Origin of the sequence: Streptomyces botrytidirepellens (assembly GCF_003721215.1) — a bacterium.
Taxonomy (GTDB): Bacteria; Actinomycetota; Actinomycetes; order Streptomycetales; family Streptomycetaceae; genus Streptomyces; species Streptomyces himastatinicus.
Genome location: NZ_RIBZ01000176.1, coordinates 1 through 12,733 on the forward strand (window position 1 = coordinate 1; position 12,733 = coordinate 12,733).

At 71.5% G+C, this 12,733-nt stretch carries 5 protein-coding genes and 1 pseudogene; 5 read left to right on the forward strand and 1 reads right to left on the reverse strand.

The window, feature by feature from the left end; translation table 11 throughout:
- Positions 1–541 precede the first annotated feature (541 nt).
- Together EEJ42_RS13565 and EEJ42_RS13570 are read left to right on the forward strand one after the other, a co-directional pair.
- A pseudogene (locus EEJ42_RS13565) lies at positions 542–1,103 on the forward strand (DUF6912 family protein).
- A gap of 16 nt (positions 1,104–1,119) precedes the next feature.
- Positions 1,120–1,788 (forward strand): HAD family hydrolase, encoded by a 669-nt coding sequence (locus EEJ42_RS13570; protein WP_123100197.1) that lies wholly within the window; start codon positions 1,120–1,122, stop codon positions 1,786–1,788.
- A gap of 150 nt (positions 1,789–1,938) precedes the next feature.
- On the opposite strand, the gene EEJ42_RS13575 is transcribed toward EEJ42_RS13570, so the two are convergent.
- A complete protein-coding gene (locus tag EEJ42_RS13575; RefSeq protein WP_123100201.1) occupies positions 1,939–2,520 on the reverse strand; it encodes a DJ-1/PfpI family protein in 582 nt (193 codons plus the stop codon).
- 428 nt (positions 2,521–2,948) lie between these two features.
- On the opposite strand from EEJ42_RS13575, the gene EEJ42_RS13580 reads away from it, so the two are divergent.
- The 3 genes from EEJ42_RS13580 to EEJ42_RS13590 all read left to right on the forward strand — a co-directional run bounded on the left by EEJ42_RS13580 (position 2,949) and on the right by EEJ42_RS13590 (position 12,510).
- Positions 2,949–7,922, forward strand: a complete 4,974-nt coding sequence (locus EEJ42_RS13580) for an NAD-glutamate dehydrogenase (RefSeq protein WP_123100198.1) — start codon at positions 2,949–2,951, stop codon at positions 7,920–7,922.
- 192 nt (positions 7,923–8,114) lie between these two features.
- On the forward strand, positions 8,115–10,451 hold the full coding sequence (locus tag EEJ42_RS13585) for a bifunctional glycosyltransferase/CDP-glycerol:glycerophosphate glycerophosphotransferase (RefSeq protein WP_123100199.1): 2,337 nt from the start codon (positions 8,115–8,117) through the stop codon (positions 10,449–10,451).
- A 31-nt stretch (positions 10,452–10,482) separates the two neighbouring features.
- Positions 10,483–12,510, forward strand: a complete 2,028-nt coding sequence (locus EEJ42_RS13590; RefSeq protein ID WP_123100200.1) for a glycosyltransferase family 2 protein — start codon at positions 10,483–10,485, stop codon at positions 12,508–12,510.
- The last annotated feature ends 223 nt before the right edge of the window (positions 12,511–12,733 follow it).

The following is a 12,733-nucleotide window of genomic DNA, read 5'->3' on the forward strand; positions in this document are numbered from 1 at the left end:
CGGCCCCCGGCCCCACCGCTCCGGCGCCGCGCGGCGGTGCCCGCCGCGCCCCGGTCGGTCCGCGTCGTCGTCCGGGTGATCTCGTGCATGCGTCCCGCCGTCTCTGCCGGGCCCGGAAATACCGGGCAGTAGCTTTCTGTCGGGAGACTTCTACCGACGCGTTTCCGCCACCCGCAACGCCCGTCACCGGGCCCCCGGACCCGGCCGGGCCCTTCACCTATCCGGGGGAATCGATCCGGTGGAAGGACTGGTGGCGGCATACGGGACGGCGGACGAGCCCGGGCCCGCAGCCCCCCGGAAATACCCCGAACGGGGACCGGCAGCCCCAGCAGACCGGGCTGCCGCGACCCGGGCGACCGGGCGGCGCATCGCCCCCGGCCCCGCCAGGGCGTGGGGCCGCTCCGGTGGCCGGGAACGCGGACCGGCGGGCCCGGCCGGGCGGGGGCACCTCCCAGGGGTAGCTGGGGGAAAACCCAGCCCTCAAAGCGGGGGCGTCGAACGTATGCTGGCGGGACCTGATGTCTCGTGAAAGTGGCGGCCCATGCGCGTCTACGTCCCCCTGACCCTCTCCGGTCTCGCCGAGGCGCACAAGACGGGAGAACTGGGGCCGGGGCCGCTGACCGCGTATGCCGTGACGCCCGCGCTGCGCGAGTGGTACGTGTCGGACGACATCGAGGAGCTGGAGTACGCCGCGCTCAGCCGGGCCGCGCAGGCGTCCCTGCGGCTGCTCGCCGTGGACCGGCAGGTGCCGCGGCGGCGCGTGGTGGTGGCTGTGGACGTGCCCGACGGGCAGGCGGTCGCCGATCCGGACCGGGGGCTGGACCAGTCCGCGCTGGGGGAGGTGCGGATCGCCGCCGCCGTACGGCTGTCCGAGGCCGCGGCGGTGCACCTGGACGCCGACGACGCCGAGCGGGACGTCGCCGCGGCGGCCGACGCGCTGGGCGCGGCGGACCTCGGGGACGACGACGCGCAGTTCACGGTGGACGGCGCGGAGGACCACGAGCNACCTCGGGGACGACGACGCGCAGTTCACGGTGGACGGCGCGGAGGACCACGAGCTGATGTGGTACGCCACCCAGGAGATCCCCAATCTCATCGAGTAGGCCGTACCGTCGAGGGATGGGGACGAACCACGTGACGCACATCGTGTGGGACTGGAACGGCACGCTCTTCCACGACATCGACGTCGTGATCCAGGCGACGAACGCCTCGTTCGGGGAGATCGGCCTGCCGCCGATCACGCTGGAGCGCTACCGGGAGCTGTACTGCGTACCGGTCCCGCTCTTCTACGAGCGGCTGATGGGGCGGCTGCCCACCGATGAGGAATGGGAGGTCATGGACGAGGCCTTCCACCGGCACTACTGGGCGCTGGCCGAGAGCGCGGGGCTGGCGCTCGGCGCCCGGGAGCTGCTCACGGAGTGGCAGTCGGCGGGGCTCACCCAGTCGCTGTGCTCGCTGGCACCGCACGAGAACCTGATGCCCCTGGTGCGTACGCACGGCATCGAGCGCCACTTCATCCGCGTGGACGGCCGCACCGGGCAGAGCACCACCGGCAAGGCCGAGCAGATGGTGCGGCACCTCGCCGCCCTGGAGAGGGTGCCGCCGCAGCGGATCGTAGTGATCGGCGACGCGGTGGACGACGCGGTGGCGGCCGAGCACGTGGGGGCGCGGGCGGTGCTCTACACGGGCGGCTCGCACAGCCGGACCAGCCTGCTCTCCGCCGGGGTGCCGGTGGTCGACACCCTGGAGCAGGCCGTACGGGAGGCCGAGGCGCTGGCTGACAGCTGACAGCCAGTGGCTGACAGCTGACGTCTGACAGCGGACGACTGACAGCCAGCAGCTGACAGCTGACGACTGACAACTAGCAGCTGACGGCTGACAGTCAGCGGGTATCAGCTGGCAGCTAGCAGCTGACAGATATCAGAAACTGTCAGCCCCTCACGCCACCGGCGCCTTCGTCCGCAGCACCGCCAGGAACTCCCGCATCCACACCGGATGGTCCGGCCACGCCCGCGACGACACCAGCGTGCCGTCCACCACGACCTCCGCGTCCTGGAACGTCGCCCCCGCCGCCTGCATGTCCAGCTCCAGCGCCGGATACGCGGTCACCCGCCGCCCGGTCAGCGCGCCGACCGCCGCCGTCAGCAGCGGGCCGTGGCAGATCTGCGCCACCGGCTTGTCGGCGTCGAAGAACGCCTTGCAGATCTTGCGCAGCTCCGGGTCGTTGCGCAGGTATTCCGGGGCCCGGCCGCCCGGGATCACCAGGGCGGCGTACTGCCCCGCGTCGACGTCGGAGAAGGCGAGGTCGGCGGGGAAGCTGTAGCCGGGCTTTTCGGTGTAGGTGTCGTAGCCCTCCTCGAAGTCGTGCACCACGAAGCGCAGCGTTTTGCGGGAGGGGGCCGCGATGTGTACGTCGTAGCCTTCCTCGCGCAGGCGCTGGTACGGGTAGAGCACCTCCAGGGACTCGGCCGCGTCCCCGGTCACCAGCAGGATCTTCGCAGTCGCAGCAGTGCTGCTCATGCCGCCCACCTCCACGTTTCCACGCTTACCACCGACGGTGTCACCCTGCATCCGCACCAGAGGTTTGCCAAGAGCGCATCGCGTGGCGGCGCACGCTCCCCGGCTGTCCGGTGTCGTCAAACATCGGGGTCGGGTTTTGTACACGAACGGCTCATGACGAGCCCCTGGGGTGGAGCGATAGCCTTACTGCGTGATCAGCGCGATAGTCCACGGGGGCAAGGAGGCCCTCGCTCCCAGCCCGGGGCGCCTCCGGGCCGGAGCCGCTGCCGCTGGTCGACGCCGCGTGGGGTCTTGGTCACTTACGGCCGAGTACGCCGCGGCCTTCTCCCGATCCGGCATACCGTCGTACGTGACCGGATACCCCGAGTCGCGGCGTCATGCCACCGCCACCTATGTCACGCAACGGCGCGCGACAGGAGCCAGAGGACATGCAGACCAAGCTGGACGAAGCCAAGGCCGAGCTGCTCGCACGGGCCGCCCGGGTCGCTGAGAACAGCCCTGCCGGGGGGCAACCACCGGTACAGGGCCCGGGCCCGGAGACCCTGACCGCATACCTCCAGCACTACTACCTGCACACGCCCCCCGAGGACCTCGCGGACCGTGACCCGGTCGACGTCTTCGGCGCGGCGCTCTCGCACTACCGTCTTGCCGAGGCGCGCCCCCAGGGCACGGCGAACGTCCGGGTGCACACGCCGACCGTCGAGCAGCACGGCTGGACATGCAGCCATTCGGTGGTCGAGGTGGTCACCGACGACATGCCGTTCCTGGTCGACTCGGTGACCAATGAGCTGACCCGCGCGGGCCGCGGCATCCATGTGGTGATCCACCCGCAGGTGGTCGTGCGGCGCGACATCACCGGCAAGCTGATCGAGCTGCTGGACGCCTCGTACGACCGCAAGGCCCGCGAGAACCTGCCGCACGACGCCGTCGTCGAGTCCTGGATCCACGTCGAGATCGACCGGGAGACCGACCGCGGCGACCTCAAGCAGATCACCGCCGACCTGCTGCGCGTCCTGTCCGACGTCCGCGAGGCCGTCGAGGACTGGGACAAGATGCGCCAGTCGGCGCTGCGGCTGGCCGAGGAGCTGCCCGCGGAGCCCAAGGCCGCCGAGGTGCGCGACCAGGAGGTCGAGGAGGCCCGTGAGCTGCTGCGCTGGCTCGCCGACGACCACTTCACCTTCATCGGCTACCGCGAGTACGAGCTGACCCAGGCGCCCACCGAGGCCGGTGGCGAGGAGGACGTGCTGAGCGCGGTGCCCGGCACGGGCCTGGGCATCCTGCGGTCCGACCCGGCGCACCAGGACACCGACGAGAGCGCCCACGCCGGGGCCACCCCGGTGTCCCCGTCGTTCAACCGGCTGCCGGCCGACGCCCGCGCCAAGGCCCGCGAGCACAAGCTGCTGGTCCTCACCAAGGCCAACAGCCGCGCCACCGTCCACCGGCCGTCGTACCTCGACTACATCGGCGTGAAGAAGTTCGACGCCGAGGGCAATGTGATCGGCGAGCGCCGCTTCTTGGGGCTGTTCTCGTCCGCCGCGTACACCGAGTCGGTGCGCCGGGTCCCGGTCATCCGGCGCAAGGTGGACGAGGTGCTGGCGGGCGCCGGTTTCGGGCCCAACAGCCACGACGGCCGGGACCTGCTCCAGATCCTGGAGACCTACCCGCGCGACGAGCTGTTCCAGACCCCGGTCGACCAGCTCCGCTCGATCGTCACCAGCGTGCTCTACCTCCAGGAGCGGCGCCGGCTGCGGATGTTCCTGCGGCAGGACGAGTACGGGCGCTACTACTCGGCGCTGGTCTACCTGCCCCGCGACCGCTTCACCACCGATGTGCGGCTGCGGCTGACCGACATCCTGCTGGAGGAGCTGAGCGGCCGCCCGCCGGTGGACTTCACCGCCCTGCACACCGAGTCGGTGCTGTCGCGGCTGCACTTCGTGGTCCGCGTCCAGCCCGGTACGGAGCTGCCCGACCTGACCGACGCCGATGTCGAGCGCATCGAGAACCGGCTGGTCGACGCCGCCCGCTCGTGGGCCGACGGGTTCTCCGAGGCCCTGGTGTCGGAGGTGGGCGAGGAGCGCGCCGCCGAGCTGCTGCGCCGCTACCAGCACGCCTTCCCCGAGGGCTACAAGGCCGACCACACGCCGCGCGGCGCCGTCGCCGACCTCCAGCACGTGGAGCGGCTGACCGCCGAGGACAGCAAGCAGGACTTCGCGCTCAGCCTGTACGAGCCGGTCGGCGCGGCCCACGCCGAACGCCGCTTCAAGATCTACCGGGCGGGCGGCCAGGTGTCGCTGTCGGCCGTGCTGCCGGTGCTCAACACGCTCGGCGTCGAGGTGGTCGACGAGCGCCCGTACGAGCTGCGCTGCGCGGACAGGACCACCGCCTGGATCTACGACTTCGGGCTGCGGCTGCCGCTGCGCGAGGGTGAGGCCCTCGCCGACGACGCCCGTGAGCGCTTCCAGAACGCGTTCGCCGCGGTGTGGACCGGCCAGGCCGAGAGCGACAACTTCAACCAGCTGGTGCTGGGCGCCGGCCTTGACTGGCGGCAGGCCATGGTGCTGCGCGCGTACGCCAAGTACCTGCGGCAGGCCGGTTCCACCTTCAGCCAGTCGTACATGGAGGACACCCTCCGCAACAACGTGCACACCACCCGGCTGCTGGTCTCCCTCTTCGAGGCCCGGATGTCGCCCGAGCGGCAGCGGGCGGGGCTGGAGCTGACCGACGCCCTGATGGAGGAGCTGGACGCGGCGCTGGACCAGGTGGCCTCGCTCGACGAGGACCGCATCCTGCGCTCGTTCCTCACCCTCATCAAGGCCACCCTGCGCACCAACCACTTCCAGAAGAACGGGCACGGCGAGCCGCACGACTACCTGTCGGTCAAGCTCGACCCGCAGGCCGTGCCCGATCTGCCTGCGCCCCGCCCGGCGTACGAGATCTGGGTGTACTCGCCGCGCGTCGAGGGCGTGCACCTGCGCTTCGGCAAGGTCGCGCGCGGTGGCCTGCGCTGGTCCGACCGGCGTGAGGACTTCCGTACCGAGATCCTGGGCCTGGTCAAGGCGCAGATGGTGAAGAACACGGTCATCGTGCCGGTCGGCGCCAAGGGCGGATTCGTCGGCAAGCGGCTGCCGGACCCGTCGGTGGACCGGGACGCCTGGCTGGCCGAGGGCATCGGCTGCTACAAGACCTTCATCTCCGGTCTGCTCGACATCACCGACAACCTGGTCGGCGGCCAGGTCGAGCCGCCGAAGGACGTCGTCCGGCACGACGGGGAGGACACCTACCTGGTCGTCGCCGCCGACAAGGGCACCGCGACCTTCTCCGACATCGCCAACGAGGTCGCCCAGTCCTACGGCTTCTGGCTCGGCGACGCCTTCGCCTCCGGCGGTTCCGCGGGGTACGACCACAAGGGCATGGGCATCACCGCGCGCGGCGCCTGGGAGTCCGTCAAGCGGCACTTCCGCGAGCTGGGCCACGATACCCAGAGCGAGGACTTCACGGTCGTCGGCGTCGGTGACATGTCCGGTGACGTGTTCGGCAACGGCATGCTGCTGAGCGAGAACATCCGGCTGGTCGCCGCCTTCGACCACCGGCACATCTTCCTCGACCCCAACCCGGACGCGGCCACCTCGTACGCCGAGCGCCGCCGGCTGTTCGAGCTGCCGCGCTCGTCCTGGGAGGACTACGACACCGGGCTGATCTCGGCGGGCGGCGGCATCCACCCGCGTACGGCCAAGGCCATCCAGATCACCCCGCAGGTGCGGGCCGCGCTCGGCATCGAGACCAAGGTCGCCAAGATGACCCCGGCCGACCTGATGAAGGCCATCCTCAAGGCCCCGGTCGACCTGCTGTGGAACGGCGGCATCGGTACGTACGTCAAGGCGTCCACCGAATCGCACGCCGACGTCGGCGACAAGGCCAACGACGCGATCCGGGTGGACGGCCAGGACCTGCGGGCCAAGGTCGTCGGCGAGGGCGGCAACCTGGGCCTGACCCAGCTCGGCCGCATCGAGTTCGCCACCAACGGCGGCCGGATCAACACCGACGCGATCGACAACAGCGCCGGGGTGGACACCTCCGACCACGAGGTGAACATCAAGATCCTGCTCAACGCGCTGGTCACCGAGGGCGACATGACGGTCAAGCAGCGCAACAAGCTGCTGGCCGAGATGACCGACGAGGTCGGCGCGCTGGTGCTGCGCAACAACTACGCGCAGAACGTGGCCCTCGCCATCTCCGGCGCCCAGGCCCCCAGCCTGCTCCACGCCCACCAGCGGCTGATGCGCCGCCTCTCGCGCGAGGGACGGCTGGACCGCGGGCTGGAGTTCCTGCCCGCCGACCGGCAGATCCGCGAGCGGCTGACCGCCGGACGCGGACTGACCCAGCCCGAGCTGGCCGTGCTGCTCGCCTACGTCAAGATCACCGTGGCGGACGAGCTGATCGGCACCGACCTGCCCGACGACCCGTACCTCCAGCGGCTGCTGCACGCCTACTTCCCGCAGGCGCTGCGCCAGACCTTCCCCGAGCACGTCGACGGGCACGCGCTGCGCCGCGAGATCATCACCACGGTGCTGGTCAACGACACCGTCAACACCGCCGGTACGACCTTCCTGCACCGCATGCGGGAGGAGACCGGGGCCTCCACCGAGGAGGTCGTGCGCGCCCAGACCGCGGCCCGGGCGATCTTCGAGCTGGGGGAGATCTGGGACGAGGTCGAGGCGCTGGACACGGTCGTCGCGGCCGAGTTCCAGACCCGGATGCGGCTGCACTCGCGGCGCCTCGTCGAGCGCGGCACCCGCTGGCTGCTCAACAACCGGCCGCAGCCGCTGGAGCTGGCCGGGACGATCGACTTCTTCGCGGAGCGGGTCGCCGCGGTGCGGGCGCAGCTGCCCAAGCTGCTGCGCGGCGGCGACATCGAGTGGTACCAGCGCATCCACGACGAGCTGACCGCCGCCGGTGTCCCCGACGATCTGGCCACCCGGGTGGCGGGCTTCTCGTCCGCCTTCCCGACGCTGGACATCGTCGCCATCGCGGACCGCACCGGCAAGGACCCGCTCGCGGTCGCCGAGGTCTACTACGACCTGGCCGACCGGCTGTCGATCAGCCAGCTGATGGACCGCATCATCGAACTGCCGCGGGCCGACCGCTGGCAGTCCATGGCCCGCGTCTCCATCCGTGAGGACCTGTACGCGGCCCAGGCCGCCCTCACCTCCGACGTCCTGTCGGTCGGCAACGGCGGTTCGACGCCGGAGCAGCGGTTCAAGGCGTGGGAGCAGAAGAACGCCGCGATCCTCCAGCGGGCGCGGACCACACTGGACGAGATCCAGTCGTCCGAGACGTTCGACCTGGCGAACCTGTCGGTGGCGATGCGGACGATGCGCACCCTGCTGCGTACGCACAGCTGAGTCAGCGTGGAGGGGCGGTCAGCGGCCATCGGCCACTGACCGCCCCTTCGGCGTGCGGGGCAGCGATTCCCGGTTTCACCCGCTTGGCCGCCCCTCCATGGGCTTATCGGGCATATCGGGACGTACGACCCTACGGTGGTGAGTCAGTGAGCGCTTCGCGCCTCGATCCGCCGTCGCGTCCCGAGGAGCCGCATGCCCCGCTTCAGCATCGTCATCGCCGCCTACCGAGTGCAGGGCTTTCTCCAGGCCTGCCTGGACTCCGTGCTGACGCAGTCGTTCCACGACCTGGAGGTGGTGGCCGTCGACGACTGCTCGCCGGACCACTGCGGCGCCATCATCGACGCCTGCGCGGCCCGCGACAGCCGGGTGGTGCCCGTGCACCAGCCCGTCAACTCCGGCCCGGGCCAGGCCCGTAACGCCGGGGTCGACCGCGCCACCGGCGACTATCTGCTGTTCCTCGACGGGGACGACACCCTCGCGCCCGGCACCCTGGAGGGCCTCGCCGAACGGCTCGCCCTCAACGAGGACCCGGACATCCTCTACTTCAACCACGTGCGCACCTACTGGTCCGGGCGCAGCGCACCCAGCGTCTTCGGGGAGCTGCTGAACTCCGCGGGCACCGACGTGTTCTCCGTCCTGGAGCGCCCCGAATTCCTGCGGATCTTCGCGATGTCGTCCAACCGGGTCTACCGTCGCGCTTTCTATACCGGCCACGGATTCGCGTTCAGCGAGGGAATCTACGAGGACGCGCTGCTGTCGTATCTGACGATGCTGACCGCGCGGCGCATCGCCTGCGTGGACCTGGTCGGCCTGGAATACCGCCAACGCCGGGTCGGGGCCAGTACGGGAAGCCCCGGCGAGAAACACTTCGTCATATTCGACCAGTACGCCCGGCTCTTCGCCTTCCTCGACGAACATCCGCACCTGAATCCGCTGCGGTGTCTGCTCTTCGAACGGGCCGTCTCCCACTTCCTGTTCTGCCTGGACCGCCGTTCCCGGGTGGCGACGGCCGACCGGCCCCGCTTCTTCCGCCGGGCCGCCGCCTGGTACCGCACCCACCTCCCGGACGGCTTCACGCCGCCCGCCGGGGCCGAGTGGCGCTTCGCGGCGCTGGCCCGTGGCTCGTTCGCCCGCTACCGGGAGCACGAGATGGCGACGCGGGCCGTGTCGGGGGCCCGCAAGGCCAAGCGGATCGCCCGCGCGGCGCTGGCCGTACGGGGCAAACGGGCCCTGTACCGGGCCCACCGGCAGCGCCCGGTCGACCCCAACCTGGCCGTCTACAGCGCGTACTGGGGCCGCGGAGTGCTGTGCAACCCGGCGGCGATCTACTACAAGGCCCGGGAACTGGCGCCGCACATCCGCGGGGTGTGGGTGGTCAAGAAGTCGGAGATCGCGTCGCTTCCTGAGGGCGTCGACTACGTCGTCACCGGAACCCGGGACTTCTACCGGACGGTGGCCCGCGCCGCCTATCTCATCAACAACGTCAATTTCCCCAACGACGTCGTCAAGCGGCCCGGCACGGTGCATCTCCAGACCTTCCATGGCACACCGCTCAAAAGCATGGGCCTGGACCAGCAGCGCTATCCGGCCGCGGCGGCGGGAATGAGCTTCGGGAATCTCCTCAAGCGCATCGACCGCTGGGACGTCGCCCTCTCCTCCAATCCGCATTCCAGCGAGGTGTGGGAACGGGTCTACCCCGCCTCCTACCGGCTGCTGGAATACGGATATCCGCGCAACGACGTGCTGGTCTCGGCCTCGGCGGACGACGTGCGGCGCGCCCGCGCCGGGCTCGGCGTCCCGGAGGGCCACACCGCCGTCCTCTACACCCCCACGATCCGCGACTACCAGAAGGGGTTCATCCCCCGGCTGGATCTGGAGCGCGTCAGCCGCGCCCTGGGCCCGGGCATCACGCTCCTGGTGCGGGCGCACTACTCGTACCGGCCGTCGGCGGCGCTGCGCGAACTGGACGAGGCGGGGCTGGTGCGGGACGTGTCGCGCCATCCGTCGGTCGAGGAGCTGTGCCTGGCCGCCGACGCGCTGATCACCGACTATTCGTCGATCATGTTCGACTACGCCCTGCTCGACCGGCCCATCGTGATCTACGCGGACGACTGGGACACCTACCGGGCCGCGCGCGGCGTCTACTTCGACCTGCTGTCGGGCCGCCCCGGCGAGACCCCGGGCCCGGTGGCCCGCACCCTGGACGAACTGATCGCCGTGTTCCGCGAGGGGCGGTGGTGCGACGCCGAGGCGGCCGCGCTGCGCGCCGCGTTCCGGGCCCGCTTCTGCCCGTACGACGACGGGCACGCGGCGGAGCGCGTCGTACGGACCCTCATGCTGGGCGAGGACGTCACCGCGCAGCCGCTGCCGCCCGTCGCACAGCGGCGGCCGGAGAGCCGTGCGGTGCCGTCGCGGCACCTCGCCCCCGGGCACGGTGGCGGGCTGCCCCCGCATGCCGTGGAGCCCACCCGCGCCTTTCCCGACCGCGCCCCTGACCACGCTCCCGACCACGCTCCCGACCGCGACTGACCCTTTCGGCCGTCGATCCCGGAGAACCGCCATGTCTGCGTCCGCAGTGTGCCCGCCGCGCGTGAGCGTGATCATTCCCGCCTACAACGCCATGCCGGAGCTGACCCGCGCCGTCACCTCCGCGATGGACCAGACCCTCGGCCTGGACCGGATCGAGATCATCGCGGTGGACGACGGCTCGACCGACGGCACCGGCGAGGAGCTGGAGCGGCTCGCCCGCGCGTGCCCCGCGCTGCACGTCGTCCACCAGGAGAACTCCGGCTGCGCGGGCAGCCCCCGCAACACCGGACTGGACCGCGCGCAGGGGGACTTCGTGTTCTTCCTCGACTCCGACGACTACCTGGGGCCGGACGCGCTGCGCCGCATGGTCGCCATGGCCGACGACAACGGCACCGACATCGTGCTCGGCAGGATCGCCTCGGTGGGCGGACGCGCCGTGCCCCGGGCCGTCTTCTCGCACAACCAGCCGCGCACCGACATCTTCTCCTCCCACGCCTATCTGACCCTGGGCCCCTGGAAGCTCTTCCGGCGCTCCCTCATCGAGCGGCTGCGGCTGCGCTTCCCGCCCTACCGCAACTGTGAGGACAAGCCGTTCACCGCGGCCGCCTATCTCAACGCCTCCGGCATATCCGTCGTCGCCGACTACGACTGCTACTACGTCCGCTACCGCGAGGACCGCAGCAACCTCACCCTCACCGCGTCCGACCTCGCCCACCGCATGGACGGCATCCGGCTGTGCTTCGAGACCGTGGCCCGCTACCTCGAACCGGGCCCCCGCCGGGACCAGATCATGCGCCGCCACGTCGAGTGGGAACTGTGCGGCCCGCTGCGGGGGCTGCTGCCGCGCGAGAGCGAACGGGACGCGCGCGAGCGCTTCTTCCCCGCGTTCCGGGAGTGGGCGCGCACCTGGGTGACCGACACCATCTTCCAGCGGATCGACGCCCCGGACCGGCTCCTGGTCCATCTGCTGCGCACCGACCGCTTCGAGGACGTCCTGACCGTCGCGCGCAACGCCAAGGAGGACGCGGGGCGCGGCCATCTGGTCGACAAGGGCCGCGTCTACTGGCTCCACCCCTTCTTCCGCGACCACACCGCCGACGTCCCCGACGCCTGTTTCGACATCACGGACCGGCTGCCGGTGCGCCACCGTCTTGATACGGCGCGCTGGCACGGCGGGGTGCTGCGACTGACCGGCCACGCCGCCATCGAAGGCATCGACGCGATCGACGCGGGCACCGACGTCATCCTGCGGGCGTACGAGTCCGACCGCCCCGAGGTCCGGGTGCCCACCACGCCCCACCCGTCCGGTTTCACCGCCGACATCGACCCGGCCACCGCCGACGACGGCGCGCCGCTGGCACGCGGCCTGTGGAACCTCTACCTCGACGTCCGGGCCCAGGGAGTCAGCCGCATCGTGCGGTTCGGCAGCCACCGCAAGGACGGCGCGGAGGACGGTGCCGTCCGGCCGCCCCGGCGCGCCGTCATGACCCCGCGGGGCGAACCCGTGGTGGTGGTCCCTTACATCACCCCGTACGGCAATCTCTCGCTCGACGTCGGCGAGGTCGCCCACGCCCCCTCCCGCGAGGCCCCGTGCCGGGTGACCCGGACCGCCTGGCACGATGCCCGGAAGGGCGTCCTGATCGTCGGCGGGCGGCTGACCGGCGAGGCCGCCGCCCGCTCCCGCGACGCCGGGACGCCGCTGCTGCGCGCCGAGAGCGGGACGGGCGCGGTGCGCGAGGTCGCGGCGCGGTTCGAACCTGGCGGCGCCTCCGGCGCCTTCACCGCCCGGCTGCCCGTCGGACGGCTGGCGGCGGGCCGCTGGACCCTGACGCTGGTCGTGGAGGGCCGCAGCGTCGTCGTGCCCTGTCCGGGGCGGCTGGCCGGGATCCGCTGGTTCCGCTTCGGCCGTCCGTACTACGCCAAACCGCTCACCCGGCGGGCGGCCCCGGCCCTCGCCCTGGAGGTGGCGCCCATCGAGGTCGCCGCGGGGGTGCGGCGCCGGTTGCGGCGGGCCCGGGCCCGTATCGGCGGGGCTGTCGGCGGGCGTATCGGCGGGTGAGGGCCGGTCAGGTGCGCCCGCCGAGGGTCGGTCAGACGCGGCCGCCGAGGGGGCGTCGGTCAGATGCGGCTGCCGAGGCGGTTGCGGACGGCGGCGAGCAGGCGCACGGGGGCGACGCGCAGCTCCAGGGTCGTCTCCCCGCGACCGGTGAGCGGCTTGGCGTAGTACGGACGGCCCCGGCGCAGCCAGCGCGTGCCGGGCAGCCGCGCGGGCGGCGGTACGG